23 protein-coding genes are annotated in these 18261 nt (G+C 66.1%); 2 read left to right on the top strand and 21 right to left on the bottom strand.

Going from position 1 to position 18261, the window contains the following annotated elements; genetic code table 11:
* Positions 1–6 precede the first annotated feature (6 nt).
* Positions 7–507 carry a YbaB/EbfC family nucleoid-associated protein gene (locus C8258_RS23270; RefSeq protein ID WP_106956995.1) on the bottom strand — a complete coding sequence of 167 codons (501 nt, stop codon included), beginning with the start codon at positions 505–507 and terminating at the stop codon, positions 7–9.
* Between the two features lie 25 nt (positions 508–532).
* Positions 533–853, bottom strand: a complete 321-nt coding sequence (locus C8258_RS23265) for a hypothetical protein (protein ID WP_146161311.1) — start codon at positions 851–853, stop codon at positions 533–535.
* Positions 854–1017: 164 nt separating this feature from the next.
* On the opposite strand from C8258_RS23265, the gene dtd reads away from it, so the two are divergent.
* On the top strand, positions 1018–1461 hold the full coding sequence (gene dtd, locus C8258_RS23260) for a D-aminoacyl-tRNA deacylase (protein WP_106957003.1): 444 nt from the start codon (positions 1018–1020) through the stop codon (positions 1459–1461).
* Positions 1462–1470: 9 nt separating this feature from the next.
* Here dtd and C8258_RS23255 read toward each other — a convergent pair whose 3' ends face one another.
* The 6 genes from C8258_RS23255 to C8258_RS23230 are packed head-to-tail and all read right to left on the bottom strand — an operon-like array spanning position 1471 to position 9589.
* On the bottom strand, positions 1471–2259 hold the full coding sequence (locus C8258_RS23255) for an ESX secretion-associated protein EspG (RefSeq protein ID WP_106956994.1): 789 nt from the start codon (positions 2257–2259) through the stop codon (positions 1471–1473).
* 10 nt (positions 2260–2269) lie between these two features.
* A complete protein-coding gene (locus C8258_RS23250) occupies positions 2270–5212 on the bottom strand; it encodes a PPE domain-containing protein (protein ID WP_106956993.1) in 2943 nt (980 codons plus the stop codon).
* A 2-nt stretch (positions 5213–5214) separates the two neighbouring features.
* Positions 5215–5547 (bottom strand): hypothetical protein, encoded by a 333-nt coding sequence (locus C8258_RS23245; protein ID WP_106956992.1) that lies wholly within the window; start codon positions 5545–5547, stop codon positions 5215–5217.
* Positions 5548–5568: 21 nt separating this feature from the next.
* A complete protein-coding gene (locus tag C8258_RS23240; protein WP_106956991.1) occupies positions 5569–8229 on the bottom strand; it encodes a hypothetical protein in 2661 nt (886 codons plus the stop codon).
* Positions 8230–8235: 6 nt separating this feature from the next.
* Positions 8236–8751, bottom strand: a complete 516-nt coding sequence (locus C8258_RS23235; RefSeq protein ID WP_106956990.1) for a hypothetical protein — start codon at positions 8749–8751, stop codon at positions 8236–8238.
* A 34-nt stretch (positions 8752–8785) separates the two neighbouring features.
* Positions 8786–9589: a DUF6585 family protein gene (locus C8258_RS23230; protein ID WP_106956989.1), complete on the bottom strand. Its 804-nt coding sequence runs from the start codon at positions 9587–9589 to the stop codon at positions 8786–8788.
* Positions 9590–9810: 221 nt separating this feature from the next.
* Between C8258_RS23230 and C8258_RS23225 the strand changes: the two genes are divergently transcribed.
* Entirely contained in the window at positions 9811–10008 is a 198-nt protein-coding gene (locus tag C8258_RS23225) for a hypothetical protein (protein WP_030513409.1), read from the top strand.
* 61 nt (positions 10009–10069) lie between these two features.
* On the opposite strand, the gene map is transcribed toward C8258_RS23225, so the two are convergent.
* From map to C8258_RS23160, 13 genes are all read right to left on the bottom strand, one after another.
* Complete coding sequence (gene map, locus C8258_RS23220; RefSeq protein WP_106956988.1) at positions 10070–10870, bottom strand: type I methionyl aminopeptidase; 801 nt, start codon at positions 10868–10870, stop codon at positions 10070–10072.
* 5 nt (positions 10871–10875) lie between these two features.
* Positions 10876–11433: an adenylate kinase gene (locus tag C8258_RS23215; protein WP_036498218.1), complete on the bottom strand. Its 558-nt coding sequence runs from the start codon at positions 11431–11433 to the stop codon at positions 10876–10878.
* Positions 11430–12749, bottom strand: a complete 1320-nt coding sequence (secY, locus tag C8258_RS23210) for a preprotein translocase subunit SecY (protein WP_036498217.1) — start codon at positions 12747–12749, stop codon at positions 11430–11432. Before secY ends, C8258_RS23215 begins: the two co-directional genes overlap by 4 nt.
* A 194-nt stretch (positions 12750–12943) precedes the next feature.
* The gene (rplO, locus tag C8258_RS23205; protein ID WP_030513405.1) at positions 12944–13390 is read right to left on the bottom strand and encodes a 50S ribosomal protein L15; all 447 of its coding nucleotides are present in this window, start codon (positions 13388–13390) and stop codon (positions 12944–12946) included.
* Positions 13387–13572, bottom strand: coding sequence for a 50S ribosomal protein L30 (gene rpmD / locus C8258_RS23200; RefSeq protein WP_030513404.1), 186 nt, complete (start codon positions 13570–13572; stop codon positions 13387–13389). Before rpmD ends, rplO begins: the two co-directional genes overlap by 4 nt.
* A gap of 1 nt (position 13573) precedes the next feature.
* Complete coding sequence (gene rpsE / locus C8258_RS23195; protein WP_039776501.1) at positions 13574–14218, bottom strand: 30S ribosomal protein S5; 645 nt, start codon at positions 14216–14218, stop codon at positions 13574–13576.
* 49 nt (positions 14219–14267) lie between these two features.
* Positions 14268–14675 (bottom strand): 50S ribosomal protein L18, encoded by a 408-nt coding sequence (gene rplR, locus C8258_RS23190; RefSeq protein WP_106956987.1) that lies wholly within the window; start codon positions 14673–14675, stop codon positions 14268–14270.
* Between the two features lie 3 nt (positions 14676–14678).
* Complete coding sequence (gene rplF / locus C8258_RS23185) at positions 14679–15218, bottom strand: 50S ribosomal protein L6 (RefSeq protein WP_030513401.1); 540 nt, start codon at positions 15216–15218, stop codon at positions 14679–14681.
* 14 nt (positions 15219–15232) lie between these two features.
* The gene (gene rpsH, locus C8258_RS23180; RefSeq protein ID WP_030513400.1) at positions 15233–15631 is read right to left on the bottom strand and encodes a 30S ribosomal protein S8; all 399 of its coding nucleotides are present in this window, start codon (positions 15629–15631) and stop codon (positions 15233–15235) included.
* 290 nt (positions 15632–15921) lie between these two features.
* Positions 15922–16293 carry a hypothetical protein gene (locus C8258_RS23175; RefSeq protein ID WP_106956986.1) on the bottom strand — a complete coding sequence of 124 codons (372 nt, stop codon included), beginning with the start codon at positions 16291–16293 and terminating at the stop codon, positions 15922–15924.
* A gap of 10 nt (positions 16294–16303) precedes the next feature.
* The gene (locus C8258_RS23170; RefSeq protein ID WP_233225275.1) at positions 16304–16783 is read right to left on the bottom strand and encodes a roadblock/LC7 domain-containing protein; all 480 of its coding nucleotides are present in this window, start codon (positions 16781–16783) and stop codon (positions 16304–16306) included.
* Positions 16780–17580: a hypothetical protein gene (locus C8258_RS23165; RefSeq protein WP_106956985.1), complete on the bottom strand. Its 801-nt coding sequence runs from the start codon at positions 17578–17580 to the stop codon at positions 16780–16782. Before C8258_RS23165 ends, C8258_RS23170 begins: the two co-directional genes overlap by 4 nt.
* Positions 17570–17962, bottom strand: a complete 393-nt coding sequence (locus tag C8258_RS23160; protein ID WP_106956984.1) for a hypothetical protein — start codon at positions 17960–17962, stop codon at positions 17570–17572. Before C8258_RS23160 ends, C8258_RS23165 begins: the two co-directional genes overlap by 11 nt.
* Between the last annotated feature and the right edge of the window lie 299 nt (positions 17963–18261).

Genomic DNA, 18261 nt, shown 5'->3' with positions numbered 1-18261 from the left:
CCCGGGTCACCAACTGGAGTCGGTGACCCGGCGTTCCGGTTCGACCGGATAGGTCTCCGCATCCGCGAACCGGAGCTCGTCCTCGCCGTAGGCGGCCGTGCGTTCCGGCGAATCCGGCGGCGCCAGTGAGGGTTCCGGTGCCGTCGGCAGCCGCACATCCGGCATGCCCTCGATCAGATCCGTGAGTTTGGGCAACCGGGCCCGGCGTTCCCGCAGAGGCGCCATCAATTCGCGATGCCGCTGTGCCAGGTTCTTCGATGCCTGCTGGGCCGCCTCGGTCACCGCCCGGGCGATCTCGGAAAAACTCAGATCCTCGATCCCGGCGCCGAATTTGGTCTCGATGACGGTGCCGTCGGCATTCACGCTGACCGTGACCCGGTTCTTGCGCACCGACGCGGTACCGGTCAATTCCGCACGGTCACGCTGAATTTCGGCGATCACCCGCAGTTGCTGTTGGGCCTCGCCGATGATCCCCGCCAGCTCGGCCTTCATATGCTCGTTCGTCATGGGCGATCGATCCGCAGCCGCTCGATCACTGGAAGCCGTAGGTGTTGCCGTGCTCCATGGTCTCCAGATAGGTGGCGCTGTCGTTCTGGCCGTCGGAGAACTTCTGGAAGGCGGTGGAGAAGTTCCGCGCGCCGGTGACCATGTTGTCGTGCGCGGCGAGGTAGCCGTCGCCACTGCCGGTGCCCGCGAACTGCTTGCCCAGACTGTCGTCCCCCCAGCAGTTTCCGTACGCGGTGGTCTTGCCCTGCAATCTCGTCAGCACCTGTTCGATGTGGTCGCGCACATCCTGCGTCTTGCCGGCGGCCGTGCGGAGTTTCGCCACCTCGACCTCGATCTCGTCCGCCATCGTCCGTCCCTCCATCGCACTGCCGGCCGGCGCCCGTCGACGCTGGACTTCGACGATGGCAGTCGCGGGAAAATCGTCAGTGGCGCCGACGTGAACACCCGGTGGCCGGTCCCGGAAGCCACCACGAAACCCGTCTCCGCGGCCGGTATCCGATGATGGAGGGCATGCGAATCCTGGTACAGCGCGTCAGCTCGGCCCGGGTCACGGTCGACGACGAGGTGGTGGGACAGATCGACCCGCCCGCGATGGGCGTGCCGCACGGCCTGCTCGCCCTCGTGGGTGTCACCGGCACCGACACCGCCGCACTCGCGAAGACTCTGGCGGACAAGCTTTTTCGTCTGCGCATTCTGGACGGTGAGCGCTCGGCCGCCGATCTCGGTGCACCGATTCTGGTGGTCAGCCAGTTCACCCTCTACGCCGACACCACGAAGGGCCGCCGGCCCTCCTGGTCGGCCGCGGCGCCCGGATCGGTCGCCGAACCGCTGGTCGAAGAATTCGCCGCCGCACTGCGCGACCTCGGCGCCACCGTCGCGACCGGCCGCTTCGGCGCGCACATGCAGGTGTCGCTGGTGAACGACGGGCCGGTCACGCTGCTGCTCGAGGCGTGAGCGGCGCGCTCACTCGTCCACCTCCTGATAGTCGTTCATCCGCTGCACGATGTGTTCGGCCTCGGTATCGATCCAGTCGATCAGCCCCGCCGAACCCATCCCCACGGCTACCGGCGCCGGTTCCTCCAGCGGAATCACGTAGCGGCCGTCGCCGGGCAGATCCCGCCACAGCCGGGCGACCGAGATGCGGCCACGCGGACCGAATTTCGATCTGCCCTGCGTCAATCGGACGGTGCCGGTGTGAGTCGCGGGAATGTCGAAGAAGGCCGCGCTGCTGAGGCCGCGGTAATCGTCATCGTCGTCGGCGACCATGGAACCGCCGCCCCAGGGCCGGCCCGCGCTCTCGCCGATCTCGATCTCGATCGGCCCACGCCGTCCCGGTTCGGCCGCCGGCAGCAGACCGACGACGGTCTCACCGAGCGCCCGCGGATCACAGGCGGTAATGGTGAAACCTTCGGCATGCTCGAGGGTTTCACCCGGCAATTGGACGACCACGAACCCACGGGAACCGAGCCGCCCGGCGTAGAAGCGCACCCGCTTGGCCGGATTATCGAAATCCGAGTCCTCCCATGCCTCCCCGCCGACCAGCACCTCCGGCAGCACCATGGTGTCCACGATCGCTTCGAAGGCACTGTCGCCGCGGCTCTCCAATTCCGCTCGGGTGCGGCGCCATTCGCGTTCGTAGTCGTCCAGATATGGAATGCGGCTGGTGATGCTGAACATCGACGGCACCAGACCGAAGAATCGAGTGTCGCACAACACCTTGAATTCCAGGTCCGTCAGAGTCCACCTGTTCACATGTCCTCGTTCATGGTTCGATCACCGGCTTGACCCGGAACGGGGTGTCGCCCATCGCGTCGTCCAGCCAGTCCGTGGAGGTCAGATACTTCGGCCGCCGGTGCTGGCCCTGCGGTCCGGAATTGCCCGCACTCGAGGCCGGGGTCCCCGCCATACCGGGCTGACCGGGTTGTCCGGGCTGGCCGGCCTGCTGCTCGTACGAATCATGCTGCCCCGCACCGTAGGAGGAGACGTCCGCCGGCAGCGATGCGCGCGGGAACTTGTCCGGTTGCCGCGGTTGGTCGAGTTGCCTTGGCGGCGTGACATCGTCGGGCCCGGTACCGTCGCCGACCCCACCGTCTGCTCCCCCGCCGGCATCGGCGCCTGCGCCACCGGCGCTGTCGCCTCCACCACCGGGATCCAGCTGTGCCGCGATATCCGACAGTCCCTCCATCCCCGGCGTGTGGCTGAGGTCGCGCAGCCGTTCCGCCAGCGAGTGCAGCGGATCGGTGGCGCCCGTGCCCGACAACAGTTGATCCAGACCGGGAATGCCCGAGAGCAGATGACTCAGATCCGGATTGCCGGACAGCAGCTGATCCAACCCTGTGGAGCCCGACACCAACTGGTCCAGACCGGGGATACCGGCCAGGAGATGACTCAGATCCGGATTGCTCGCCAGCAACTGGTCGAATCCGGGAATGCCGGACAGCAGTTGCCCTAGGCCGGTGAGGCTGTCGTGGGCGGTCTGCCCGAGCTGGTTCAGCGCCTGTTCGCCGCCCGAGAGCAGCGATTCGAGCGGGTTGGAGCTGCCCGCGGTCCCGCCGAGCAGCGATTCGAGCGGGTTCGTAGCACCTGTCCCACCGAGCAGCGATTCCAGCGGATTCGCACTTCCCGTCGTCGCGGAATCGCCGAAGGACGGCACCGTCTGCCCGAGGCTGTCGCCGGTGGTACCGGTTCCGGCTTCCGTATTCTGTTCTCCCGCAAGCCCGGACAGGAGATCGTCGAGCGACGGCAGTTGCTGTTGGCCGTTCTTGGCCGCGCCGGCCCCCGATTGCTGCGTCTTGCCGAGATTCGACGGAATCGTCGACGAACCCGTCCCCGAGGTGGATCCGGTACCGGTCGACGAACCGGTGCCACTGCCGCTGGGTCCCGAATACGGTGTGCTGCTGGGACCGGAACTGCCGCCGGAGGATCCACCGGTGTCACCGAGTCCGGCGGAATTGAGCAGGTCGCTCAGATTCGGGAGTTGCTGATTCGACTCGCCGCTACCCGGCATGCTGTCGTAGTTGCTCGGGATCTGCGAACTCTTGCTCGTCCTGCCGGAACCCGAACTCGCCCCGGTTCCGCCGCCGTAGCCGCCGCCCGTGCCGCCTCCGTAACCCGAGCCGGTGTAGTCGGAACCGCTGCCGTAGTCCGCGCCGCTGCCGTAGCCCTGCCCGCTGCCATAGCCCTCGCCGCTGCCGTACCCGGAGCCGCTGCCGTAGCCCGAACCGGCCCCGTAACCGGAACCACTGTCATAGCCCGAACCACTGTCGTAGCCGCCCCCGTAGCCGGAGCCACTCCCCGAACCCGAACTGTGGGACCCCTCTTGGTATCCGGCCTCGTAGCCCTGCTCGTAGGCCGCTTGGAGCTGCTGCGATGTGGCGCCGCTGCCGGACCCGCTGCCGTAACCGGAACCGCTGCCATACCCCGACCCACTGCCGTACCCGGACCCACTGCCGTAGCCCGACCCGCTCCCGTAACCCGACCCACTGCCGTAACCCGACCCGCTCCCGTACCCGGAACCGCTGTCATAACCCGAACCGCTTCCATAACCCGAACCACTGCCGTAGCCGGACCCACTGCCGTAGCCGGATCCGCTGCCGTAACCCGAACCGCTTCCATAGCCCGAACCACTCCCGGACCCGCTACCGGACCCACTCCCGGTCCCGCTGCCCGATCCCGAACCACTCCCCGAACCGGATCCACTGCCCGACGTGCTGCCACCGCCCGTCTGCCCTGGAATGGCGATCGTCGGAATCGTCGAGATCGTCGATTTCATCGGATCCGCGTAGTACTTCTTGTAATTGGCGCGGTATTCGTCGGTGTGGTGATGTTTGCAGCCCGTCTTCTCCGGTTGCCCGGGAGTCGGCATCGACTTGCGGGTCGCCTCGAGCCAGTCGCTGGTGTACCGCAAACTCGCACCGGTCACCTTGATGGCGTCGATCAGATCCTGCGTACTGTCCTTGTAATTGCGCACGGCGGTCACCGCTGCGGCCGACGCGGCACCGGTCCAGCTGGCTTGCAACTTCGCGATCTGGTCCGCGTAGGTGGCCATATTGCTCGATATCAGTTTCGACATCGAATCCCAGAAACCGGACAGATCCATCGGCGGCTGCGCGTGAATCGTCTGGCCCAGCTGAATCATCTGATCCCAGTCCAGGCTGTCCGGATTCTCGATGTTGATGGTGACCGAATCGGTCTTACCGCCGTAGCCCTGAATCGCCTCGGGGAAACTCGGCATCGACCAGCTGTCGTCGACGAAATCCTGATTGAGGTCGGCGACCAGACTCCCCCCGTTCGAGGAGAGTTTGGGCGGCGTCACATTGCTGGTGACGTTCTTGGGTTTGGCGATCGTGTCGAAATTGAACGTCGAGTTGTGCTCGTGCGCGGCGAACGTCTTACCGGCGGCGACGAAGGTGTCGAACTGATCGCGAACCACATTCGCATGCGTCATCAGCGAGTTGTACAGTGCCGCACCGTGATTGCTGTAGACACCGGCGAGATCGCGGCTGGACTGCAGAATACTGAAGGCGCCGACCTCGTGCGCGCGAGTGTCGTGGACCGATTGCGCCAATGCCTCCAGATTGGCGATCAGCTGCGCCGCGGCATCGGTGGCGGCCTTGATGTCCTTCGTATCGAATTGCAGCACACCGGAATTCGCCGCGCCCAGAATCTGGGTCCACTCGGTGGTATCCGCATTCGGCAACGTCATGATCAGCCTCCGAGGCCTTCGGTCGAACCTTGTTCGGCGGCTCTGAACTGGTCGGCGGCCGAACGCTCACCCTCGGCGAACTGGAACAGGGCATCGGCCATGCCGTAGCCGCCGTCGACCATATTGGCCCGCGTCGCCTTGTACCCCTTGTCACCGTCGGCGAACTTCTTGCCGGACTTGTCGTTTCCCCACGGCTGGTTGGTGGAGTCGTTCTCGATTCCGGTGAGCGTGTTGTGCAGGGTATCGATCACACCCCGCACTTTGTGTGAGACGTTCTCGGGCAGGTCGGCGGCCCTGGTCAGCGCGTCGACATCCACCTCGATCTTCTCCGCCATTGTCAGTCCCTACCTGTGTGCCTACATCTGGAACGGCTTGTCGACATTCGGATCGCCCCCGCCCGGATCGCCCCCACCCGGATCGTCTGTGGCCGCCGCGCGCGGTGCAGGTGGAGGTTCGGCCGCCTCCAGCCACGCTTGCTCGCCCGGCGCATCCGGAGCGTCGTAATGCGCCGGCATCGGACCGATATCCGGCACCTTCTTCGGCCGCGACTTCGCGCGATAGTCCTTACCCGGCCCCAGCGGTCTGCCCGGATCCTGCGGCTCGGCCGGATCGGACGGTGGGGGCGGAGCAGGAGCCGGACGCGACGGCGTCATGTAGTTCGGATCGGACGGATCGCGGAACGCACCACCGCGCTGACCACCGTCAACCGGCGGCGGCGGTGCGGGTCGCGACGGGGTCATGTAATTCGGATCCGACGGGTCGCGGAAACCACCGCCACCTTGCCCACCATTCACGGGCGGGGCGGGGGCCGGACGCGACGGCGTCATGTAGTTCGGGTCCGAGGGATCGCGGAACCCACCACCGCCCTGACCACCATTCACCGGCGGGGCAGGAGCTGGGCGCGACGGCGTCATGTAATTCGGATCCGACGGGTCGCGGAAACCACCGACCTGCCCTCCGGTGGAGGAATTCGGCACGGGGCCGGTCGGCGGGCCCGGTTGGGTGAACGGCCGGGAAAAGTTCGGCGGGCCACTCGGATGTCCTGCCGAATTCTCCACCGGCGCAGCGTGAATCGGTGCCGACGACGAGCTCACCGGCGCGCCCACCGACGCGCCCGGCTGCGTGAACGGCCGCGAGAAGTTCGGCGGATTATTCGAATTTCCCGCCGGCGCAGCGTTGATCGAGGGCGCCGGGCGAGAACCGGGGGCCGCGTTCGCAGAGCTGCCGCCCGGATGCGGCGCCGATCCGTCGCCACCGCTCACCGGCGGAGCGGGGGCCGGGCGAGACGGCGTCATATAGTTCGGATCCGACGGTGAGCGGAACCCACCACCTCCCTGCCCACCGTTCACCGGCGGCTGCGGCGCCGGACGCGACGGGGTCATGTAATTCGGATCCGACGGATCACGGAAACCCCCACCACCCTGACCACCATTCACCGGCGGAGCGGGCGCCGGACGCGACGGCGTCATAAAGTTCGGGTCCGACGGGTCACGGAAACCACCACCACCGTGCCCTCCGGACGTCGACTGGTGCTGACCACCGAACCCCGCTGTGCCCGAATGGTTTCCGCCACCACCGGCTCCGGCCGCTTGGGTCGGTGGGGCGGGAGCCGGGCGCGACGGCGTCATGTAATTCGGATCCGACGGGTCGCGGAAACCCCCACCACCGTGCCCACCGTTCACCGGCGGGGCAGGAGCAGGACGCGACGGGGTCATATAGTTCGGATCGGACGAATCACGGAAACCACCACCCTGCTGGTGATTTCCGCCCGTATTCGTCGTCGCGATATTCGTCGTGGTGCCCGGGTGCGTCGTCGACGTCGACTCGGTCTGTCCCGGCACCGGCCGCGGCGTCAGCGGATTGTTGGTGGGTGGTGTCTTCGGCGGAGCCCACGGCGCTTTCGCATTCATCCACAGGTTGAATCGCGGGTCCCCCTCGGTATCGGTGGTCGTCTTCGTACCGAGACCGCGCATACCACCGACCATGCCACCGCGGGCCGCGCTACCGACCCACCCCTCCGGCCCCGCGAAGGCGCCCGCGATATCGCCGGTCACAGCGCCCGCGCCGATATTGCCGAAGATGTTGCCGAAGACACCGGCCGTGGCGCCGATGGTCGCCCCTTGCAAGAACATTCCCGACCGGAACGGCATATTGGTGATCGCGCCGCCGAATTTCTTGTCGAGATTGCCGATCCCGAAGCCCATGTAGCGGCCGAGTTCGCGACTGGGAATGGTGCTCAACGCCGACGCCGCCCAGGAGGCGCCGAATTCCTTCCAGTTGAATCCGTGCCGTTTACCGTCCGCGATCTGCGCGCCCTGCACGATCGCGTTGGTGACCGGCGCCCAGAGCGCCCCCTCGCCGAATTTCAGCGTGTAGACGCCCATGCCCTTGGCGGTGGGCAGAATCGTCTTGGCCTTGTACTTCCAGGTCTGCCCCTTCATCCCCTTCCAGGTATCGGACGAGAGGATGTGTTTGAACCAGTACCGGGAGGCACCGTTGAGTTCGCCGCGGGTCGCGAATCCCAGTTTGGCCCAGGCGCGTTCGAGTGCGTTCTGCAGTGCGTCGGCGATGAACTTCACGATCGATCGGGTGGTGCCGATCGCGGCCGCCTCCACCGCCGGTGCGGTCGGGGGGAACAGCCATGCCCAGGCGATCTCGACCAGCAGAATGCACAGCGAGACAATGATGTTGATCTTCGCCGACTGCAGTTCGGTACCGACGTCGAAGGTCGAATCGCCGATGGTCTTGAACGATTCGGCCAGCGTCGCGAGCGACTGGTCTCCCTGCAGGAAGACGTCGAACAGCTTGCCGATCTGATCGGCGGCGTCACCCGCCGGAAAGGCCGCCATCGCCGCGGTTTTCGCGCTCTCGATGCCGGGGACCTGCGCTGCGAGATCCTTGGACGCCTGCTCCCAGGCCCGCGACACCGCCCACATCTTGTCTTCGTCACCGTCGGGCCAGCTCGCACCGGCAACCCAGGCGATCGGACGTACGGGCGGGGGCAGGTACAGGCTCACGGCGGATCAGTCCTCGTCGGACACCATCGAGCGGTGCGCGCTACCGTCCATCGGATGCGCGGGCGGGACGTCGCGATAATCCTCGACCCTGGTCGGCGTCGGTGGCGCGATGGGCATCATCTGCCCGAGATCCGGTGCGCCGTCGACGAATTCCGACAATTTGGGCAACTGCAGTTTGCGTTCACGCAGCGGCTGCATCAGTTCGGCGCCCAGGCGCAGCACCTCGGCCGCGGCCTGCTGCACCGCCGCGGTCATCCCGGCGGCGATCTCGTCGTAGGTCAGATCCGCGATATCGTCGGCGAACTTCGTCTCGATCAGCAGTCCGTCGGCATTGACCGTCACCTGAATTCGCTGCTCACAAGTGCTCGCAGTGGCCGTCAGACGGGAGCGTCGCAACTGGATCTCCGCGATCCCGCGCAATTGCTCGTCGAGCCCCTCGAGCACCGTCATCATGTCGGCATGGAGCCGTTCGTTGACCACTGCCACCTCCACCGTCGACGCGCGCAGTAGCAACAACAGCACACCAGATTGAATATCCGGTGGCGCCCAAGGAAATTCAGTGTCGACTACCGCCGTGCACCCGGGACAGATGGGTGGCCAGCGCCTCGAAGATCAGGAAGTTCGGAATATCGCTCACCATTGCCGAGGTCAGCGCGAACCAGCGCCCGGCGACGTCGACGCTGAGCCGGCCGTCGGAGATCGACACCTGATTCACCTGCGTCCATGGCGCCGACTTGCGCGGCGAGCCGACCTCGTACCACGTCATCCACAGCTCGCCGAACACGAGTCGATGCCCCGCCTGCAGGGCTGCCAGCGCCTGCGGCAGCTGAGCGTCGGTGACGGCCCGCTGAATCGCCGGACCCCACTGCTGCGGATCCGATATGCCGTCGCCGACAACGAAATTCGTCCCGGCGAGATCGGTGAGGGTGTAGGCGTAGGTGGTGCCGATGTGATGTCCGTTGCGCATATGCCGCACGATGTTCTGGTACACGGTGGTGCTGTCGTAGCGCACCGCCCACAACCGTCCCAGCAGGGCCGCGACCAGTCCCCGCTCGTAGAGGTCCAGGCGGGCGCCCTCGTAACTGCGGGTGTACCGGAACGCCCGAATCAGCGCCGGTACCAACACGATCGGGAAGATCGCGGCCAGGATGCCGAGCACCGGCTGCCTCACCGCGAACGACACCACCGCGGCGATCACCCCGGCGGTGGCGAGCACGATCAGCACGATCTTGCCGCCCGTCCGCGGCGACCGGGGCAGATACGTCTGCTGATGCCGGCCCAGCCCGGACCGCGCGGCCAGATCGCCGATCGCCGCCGCCAGTTCCCGATCGTTCCCCTCGGCCATCACCGAACCGGCCACAGTCTCCCCCTCGACATACGACTACGGAATCAGCTTAATCGACCCGGCGCGACCGGCACCGCTGTGGCACACCCGCAGCGCCTCGCCGCACCGCTTGTGAGATGTCCAATGCGCACACCGGAACCGATCGATCGCACCGGCCCGGGAGTTAGGTTCACGACCAGCAGATATTCATCGACACGTGCGGTCACGACACCGTACGCCGACTGAGAGGAGGGCCCGTGACCGAACGCAGTATCGCCATGAACCCCGGAATGCACGAGGTTCTCGACTACTTCGGCAAATGTCCCGAATGCGGTTATCCCGCACGGGCTTCGGCCGATTTCGCCGGGGCGCCCACCGTCGTCGCCAGCTGCGACCGCCCGTGCGGCTGGACGGGCGTGGTTCCACTCACCACCATGACCGGGCGCACGGCGTAACGGGCCGCCGACAGCACGACGCACCCGCGCCGACGAGGCCACGGGTGCGTCGCGAAACGAATTATTCGGGGCGAACGGTCAGGATCCGCGGGCCGTCCTCGGTGACCGCCACGGTGTGCTCCCAGTGTGCGGCGCGACTGCCGTCGGTGGTGACGACGGTCCAATCATCTTCCAGCACAGTGGTTTCCGTGGTGCCGAGGGTCAACATCGGCTCGATGGCCAGCACCGAACCGACCACCAGTTTCGGACCGCGTCCGGGTGCACCCTCGTTGGCGAGGAACGGATCCATATGCATCTGACGGCCGATGCCGTGTCCGCCGTAGCCGTCGACGATGCCGTAGGCGCGGCCGTGTTCCTTCTCCGCGGCGCGCGTGCCCAGCTCGATCGCATGTGAGACGTCGGTCAGGCGATTGCCCGGCAGCATGGCCGCGATACCGGCGTCCATCGACAGCCGGGTGGCCTCGCTGAGCAGCCGGTCGGCCTCGATCACCTCGCCGATGCCGAACGTCCACGCCGAATCGCCGTGCCAGCCCTCGAGAATCGCACCGCAGTCGATGGAGACCAGATCGCCCTCGGCGAGCACTTCGTCCTTCGACGGAATCCCGTGCACCACACGGTCGTTCACCGAGGAGCAGATCGATCCCGGGAAACCGTGATAGCCCTTGAAGGACGGGACGGCGCCCGCTTCCCGGATGGTCTGCTCGGCGACCTCGTCCAATTCCCAGGTCGAGACCCCGGGCTTGGCGGCGGCGCGCACGGCGACCAGCGCGCGCCCGACGACCGCCCCGGCCGCGGCCATGGCATCGAGCTCACCGGCGGTGCGGAACGGCACCACCTTCTTCTGCTTGAGGCCGAAAACCATTCGCCTCAGCGACCCAGGGCTCGGAGGGCGCGCGTGTTGACCTCGGTGATCTCGCCGACGCCGTCGACCGCCACTACGAGACCGTCGTAGTGCTCGAGCAGCGGCTCGGTTTCCTCGCGGTACACGTTCATCCGGTTCCGGATGATCGTCTCGTTGTCGTCACTGCGTCCGCTGGTGCGGCCGCGCTCGACCAGACGCTCGACGAGCGTCTCCTCGGGGACCTCGAAACTCAGCACCGCGTCCAGCGCGTGGCCGGACTCCTTGAGCATCTTCTCCAAGGCCTCGGCCTGGTCGACGGTGCGCGGGTAGCCGTCGAGCACGAAGCCGTTGACGGCGTCGGGCTCGGCGATGCGCGACTCCACCATGCGGTTGGTCACATCACTGGGCACCAGATTGCCCGCGTCGAGGTACTTCTGCGCCTCACGACCCAGCGGGGTCTGCTGGGAGATGTTCGCACGGAACAAATTCCCCGTGGAGATGTGCGGAACACCCAGCTTGTCCGACAGCAATTCGGCCTGTGTTCCTTTACCGGCACCCGGCGGTCCGAGCAGTACGAGTCTCACTTGAGGAACCCTTCGTAATTTCTGTTCATCAGTTGGCTCTCGATCTGTTTGACCGTATCGAGGCCGACGCTCACGACGATCAGCACCGACGTGCCGCCGAACGGCAGGAAGTTCGAACCGCCACCGCCGGCACCGATGTGCAACAGCAGGTTGGGCAGTACGGCAACAGCACCGAGGTAGATCGAACCGGGGAGGGTGATTCGGCTCAGTACATAGTTCAGATAGTCGGCGGTCGGCTTACCCGGACGGTAACCGGGGATGAAGCCACCGAACTTCTTCATCTCGTCCGCGCGTTCCTCCGGGTTGAAGGTGATCGCGACGTAGAAGTAGGTGAAGAACACGATCAACGCGAAGTAGATCAGGACGTACACCGGATTACCCGGGTTCACCAGATACTTCTGGATGATCTTCTGCCACCAGCCGTCGGAGTTGGACGACTGGGTCAACTGGGCGACCAGATTCGGCAGGTACAGCAGCGACGACGCGAAGATCACCGGGATCACACCCGCCTGGTTGACCTTCAGCGGTAGGTAGGTCGACGATCCGCCGTACATCTTGCGGCCGACCACACGCTTGGCGTACTGCACCGGTATTCGGCGCTGGCCCTGTTCGACGAAGATCACGCCGACGATCACTACGAAGGCGGCGACGCACACCAGCCCGAAGATCAGGCCACCCTTGCTGTCGAGGATCTGCTTGCCCTCGGATGGGATGCGGGCGGCGATACCGGCGAAGATCAACAGCGACATACCGTTGCCGACACCGCGCTCGGTGATCTGCTCGCCGAACCACATCACCAACGCCGCGCCGGCCGTCATCACCAGCACGATGATGATCATGCCGAAGACGCTGGTGTCGGCCAGGATGTCCTGGGGACAGCCGCGCAGCAGCTGACCGCGCGCGGCCAAGGCGACCAGACCCGTGGCCTGCAGAATCGCCAGCGCGATCGACAGATACCGCGTGTACTGCGTCATCTTGTTCTGGCCGGACTGGCCTTCTTTTCGCAGTTCCTCGAACCGCGGGATGACCACCGTCAGCAGCTGGATGATGATGCTCGCGGTGATGTAGGGCATGATCCCGATCGCGAACACCGACAGCTGCAGCAGCGCACCACCTGAGAACAGATTGATCAGCTGGTAGATACCGGCATTGTCACCGCCGGAGACGACGTCGATGCAATGGCGGATCGCCTTGTAGTCGACGCCCGGCGACGGTAGCGAGGCGCCGACGCGGTACAGCGCGATCAGGCCCAGCGTGAAGAGAATCTTCCGCCGCAAGTCCGGGGTCCGGAAGGCCGACACGAAGGCGGAAAGCACAGATCCTCCTGGCTGACGACACGGGGGTCACGCCCACTTCCGTCACCTCGGCACATACCGGTGCCCTACAGGGCAGGGCCGGTCCTGTGCCACGACAACGGGGCAGACTGGTTGGCAGACAACACTTGAACTCTAACAGCGACGCCGGACGGGCTCTCACCCGTCCGGCGCCCCGACTGTATTACCAGTAACTGTCAGCCCAGTTCGGTGGCGGTACCACCGGCGGCGGTGATCTTCTCCTTGGCGGAGCCGGAGAACTTGTCGGCGCTGACCTGAACGGCCACACCGATCTCGCCCTCGCCGAGCACCTTCACCAACTGGTTCTTACGCACGGCACCGGCAGCGACGAGCTCGTCCTTGCCGATGGTGCCGCCCTGCGGGAACAGGCGCGCGATATCGCCGACGTTCACGACCTGGTACTCGACGCGGAACGGGTTGGTGAACCCCTTCAGCTTCGGCAGGCGCATGTGGATCGGCATCTGGCCGCCCTCGAAACGGGCCGGCACGTTCTTGCGAGCCTTCGTACCCTTGGTACCGCGACCGGCGGTCTTACCCTTGGAGCCTTCACCGCGACCCACGCGGATCTTCTCGGTCTTGGCGCCCGGGGCGGGCCGCAGGTGGTGGAGCTTGATGGGGGTCATGCGGTTTCCTCCTCAACGGAAACGAGGTGGCGCACGACGTTGATCAGCCCGCGGTTCTGGGCGTTGTCCTCGCGGACCACGGTCTGGCGGATACCGCGCAGGCCGAGGGTGCGAAGCGACTCCCGCTGATTCTTCTTGGCGCCGATCGTGGACTTGATCTGGGTCACCTTGAGCTGTGCCATGTCAGACTCCCTGTCCGGCACGCGCACGCAGCATGCCCGCCGGGGCAACGTCCTCGATCGGCAGACCGCGGCGAGCGGCCACCTCCTCCGGACGCTGCAGCATCTTCAGGGCAGCGACGGTCGCGTGCACGACGTTGATGGCGTTGTCGCTACCGAGCGACTTGGCCAGGATGTCGTGGATACCGGCGCACTCCAGCACGGCACGCGCCGCACCACCGGCGATCACACCGGTACCGGGCGAGGCCGGACGCAGCATGACGACACCGGCGGCAGCTTCACCCTGCACCGGGTGCGTGATGGTGCTGCCGATCATCGGGACGCGGAAGAAGCCCTTGCGAGCCTCCTCGACACCCTTCTGGATGGCCGCGGGAACTTCCTTGGCCTTGCCGTATCCGACACCGACCAGGCCGTTGCCGTCGCCCACGATCACCAGGGCGGTGAAGCTGAAGCGACGACCACCCTTCACGACCTTCGAGACGCGGTTGATCGCGACTACGCGCTCGAGCTGGTTCTTCTCGGCGGCATTGTCGCGACGGTCACCGCCGCCGCGACGGTCACGACCGCCGCCGCGCTGATCGCGCTCGTTGCCACTGCCACCCTGTCCGGCGGGTCCGCTGCCGCCGTCACGCCGCTGACGTCCCGGCATCAGACGTTCCTTCCGTTCATGTTCATTCGGTCCATGAGCTGAATCTGCATCAGAATTTCAACCCACCTTCGCGAGCAGCATCCGCCAGAGCGGCGATGCGGCCGTGGTAGTCGTGGCCACCGCGGTCGAACACCACGGCCTCCACACCGGCAGCCTTCGCGCGGGCGGCCAGCAGCTCGCCGACCTTCTTGCCCTTCGCGGACTTGTCACCGTCGAGCGCGCGCACATCGGCCTCGATCGAGGACGCCGAGGCGACGGTCTTACCGACGGAGTCGTCGATCACCTGGGCGTGCAGGTGCCGCGAGGAGCGGAACACGACCAGACGCGGACGCTCGGCGGTGCCGAGGACCTTCTTGCGCAGACGGAAGTGCCGACGGGTCTTCGACACCCGGCGACGAGTCGACGCATCCTTGCCGACCGGCTTGCGGGCGGCTTGCTGAGCTTCAGTTTGTGCCATGGCTTACTTACCCGTCTTTCCGACCTTGCGGCGAACGACCTCACCGGCGTAGCGGATGCCCTTGCCCTTGTACGGGTCGGGCTTGCGCAGGCCGTGGATCACTGCGGCGATCTGGCCGACCTTCTGCTTGTCGATGCCGGACACCGAGAACTTGGTGGGGGCCTCGACCTGGAAGGTGATGCCCTCGGGGGCCTCGATCGGAACCGGGTGGCTGTAGCCGAGGGCGAACTCGAGGTTCGAACCCTTCTGCTGCACGCGGTAACCGACGCCGAAGATTTCCATCTTCTTCTCGTAGCCCTGGGTCACGCCGACGATCATGTTGTTGATCAGGGTGCGGCTCAGGCCGTGCAGCGAGCGGTTGCGGCGCTCGTCGTCCGGACGGCCCACCTCCAGCTCACCGTTCTCGGCCTTGGTGACGGTGATCGGCTCGGCGACGGTGTGCGAGAGGGTGCCCTTGGGACCCTTCACCGACACCTGCTGGCCGTCGATGGTCACCTCGACGCCGGCGGGAACCGAGATCGGCTTCTTACCGATACGCGACATTGTTCCTACCTCCCTTACCAGACGTAGGCGAGGACTTCGCCGCCCACGCCCTGCTGCTTGGCCTGACGGTCGGTGAGCAGGCCCTTCGACGTGGAGATAATTGCCACGCCCAGACCGCCCAGCACCTTGGGCAGGTTGGTGGATTTCGCGTACACCCGCAGACCCGGCTTCGAGACACGGCGCACACCCTGCAGGCTGCGCTCCCGGCTCTGGCCGTACTTCAGGTCGACGATCAGGGTCTGGCCGACGGGCGCATCCTCGGTGCGGTAGTCGGCGATGTAGCCCTCGCGCTTGAGGATCTCGGCGATATTCGCCTTGAGCTTCGAGTGCGGAGCCTTCACCTGATCGTGGTACGCCGAGTTGGCGTTGCGCAGACGGGTCAGAAAGTCTGCGATCGGATCAGTCATGGTCATGTGTTGACCGTTACCTTTCTCGCCGCGGTTCCCATACAGCACCGTCACGCGGGGCGGTCGTGGGCCTACGACAATTTCGGCTGGTCCGGCCGACACCTTTGCCGACCGGATTCGGAATGCTGTCACCCGGAGCAATGCGCACGCATATGGGCACGAGGGTGCCCGAGCAACCGGTCTAGTGTAGGCGAGCCGCTCCAACAGCCAAAATCGGGGCCCGAGCGCGCTCAGCCGGGCATTGTTTTCGGCGACGAGAGGCCGCCGAGCCGAAGATTCGCCGCGTACCGGCGCGATTACACCTCCAGCTCTTCTTCGATGCCCCTGAGCCGGTGGCGGGCCAGCGCGAGGTTGGCGCGACCCCGGTCCAGGGCGAGATAGAGGAAAAGCCCCTTGGCCGAGCGACCGGTCATGGGGCGGATGATGTGGTACTGGCCGGACAGCGAGATCAGGATGTCTTCAATGTCCTCGTTGAGGCCGAGCTGTTCGATCGTGCGCAGCTTGGCGCGCACCACCTCGGTATTGCCGGCCCCGGCCACCTGCAGGTCCAAGGATTTAGAACTGCCGAGCATACCCAGCGACATACCGCTGTTGTAGTCGACGACGGAGGCTCCCAGAGCGCCGTCGATCGCCATCATTTCCTTCAGCGCCAGATCCAGATTGGACATTCTCTTCCTTTCAATCGGTATTACTGGTTCGGTCTTTGCTGTGCTTGCCGGTCGGGGTGGCCGTGAGGTGGTCGGCGATCGCGCGGGCGGCGGGGCGCGATTCCAGATGCAGCCGGCCCACATTCACGTCGGGCTCGGCCAACACCGTCAGCGAGGTCCAATCGGCGCCGTAGACCACGACGTGGCCGCCGGTGCCGCGCACCACCACCTCGTGGAATCCGCCGCCGACCGCGGTAGTGGCCAGTCGATGCGAGAGCGCCAGCTGTGAGGCGGACAGCGCGGCCATACCGGTGGGCTCGATATGGGCGGGCAGATCGTGCTCGATGAGCAGGCCGTCGCTGGATGCCACCAGCGCACCGATCAGCCCGGGGACGCGTTCGCGCAACGCCTTCAATTCCGCGAGAACCGCCGCATTCGGCTCGGGTCCCGACATTGTCACCTTGCTGAGCCTTCCCATCAGATCGCCGAGCAGCTTCTTGCGCACGGTCACTCGAGTTCCTCCAACGCCGCCCGCAGGCGGACGAGCACGTCGACATCCACTGGAGATTCCCAATGGTCCGGTGGCGCAACGGATGTCGCGAATCTGCGGCGCCGGACCAGCGGCGGCGCCCCGGCCGGCGCATCGCGCGGTCGGACCGGTGGCGCGAGCGGCTCGAAGGAGGACGGCCCCGGCGGCTGGATCAGTTGGGCATGCGTGAGATCGCGGACCGCCACCAGGCAGCCGTAGCTCGTGCGCCCGAGCTCCTGCGCGATATCGGCCACGGTGCGGCGACCGTCGGCGGCGGCCAGAACCTCAGCCTGTCCACCGCTGAGCGCGATCCGGCGACGCCGCACCCGGCGGACCGGAACGACCGGCACGCGATCGACCGCATCGGCCGGCCACGGCCCCGCGTCCGGATCACCGCGGCGTGCACATTCGTCCACCAGCAGCCGCGGGTTGATATGACAGACCGGCGCCAGCCAATGTTCGGGCGCCGGCTCGAATTCCGGCACCGCCGGGGAAGCGAGCAGGAAGTAGGCGGCATCGAAAACCGACAGCAGCGCAAGTGTTTCCAGCTGCGGCTGCGCCAGCACATGTCCCGGGTCGCCGGCCCCGGCGAGTTGCCAATCCTCGGCGGTGGCCACACCCGCCTCGACGACGAGCCGGTCCAGACCGGTCGTGCGCCGGCAATCGGCGGAAACGATTGCCCCCCTGGTGAGATGAAATGATCCGTCCCCTGCGCGCAGCACCCCCGTACTTCCCTCTTCCTCCAGCCTGCGCAGTGCTACCGCCAGTTCAAGTCCCATGACTCCCCTCGGTCAATTCGGAAAGAATCCCCCGCAACTGAAATCTCGCCAAAGCCAGATTCCCGGATTCCTCGTCGAAGAGAACGTGCACGAACAATCTGCCGTCGAAATCGCCGTCGATCAGATTCAGCAGGTGATAACCGCGGGTCCCGCAGACGATGATCTCGGTGACGTCGTCGTCGCCGTGCTCGGTGGCCAGCGCCGGGCAGGCGAGCACCGACCGCACCACATCCGTTGCGGCAGCGGCATCTTCGTGTTCGTCGATCGAATCGCGACGACCGGCCGCGGCGATCGCGAGCCCGCTGGCCCCGTCCGCCAGCGTCACCCCGCGCGCCCCCGGAATCTCCATGATCCGCCGCAGGCATTCGTCGATACTGATCACACGCCACCGCTCGTCGAGTTCGGGCTATCTGAAACGCCGACGCTACACATCACCGGCCGCACCCGCATGTCGAATGACCGGAATCGCAGGCAAATGTTCTGTGCCACAAGATCATTGGCGGGTATCGGACATTCCGATGCGCCCCCGCCGCGGAGCGCGACGCGATGTGACCCCGTGACCCGGAACCGAAATCGAGCAATCGCCGAGCATCCGGCGCGGGAGTCGGTGGCGCCGCCGCACTCGGGGCCGATCGCCCGTGCAGCCGTCGACCGGCGCGGCGAGCGTCACCAAATGCTCTG

The sequence above is a fragment of the Nocardia sp. MDA0666 genome (assembly GCF_003023875.1).
GTDB lineage: Bacteria > Actinomycetota > Actinomycetes > Mycobacteriales > Mycobacteriaceae > Nocardia > Nocardia aobensis.
The sequence above is the reverse complement of the archived record's forward strand: the minus strand, read 5'-3'. Positions and strand labels throughout refer to the sequence as shown.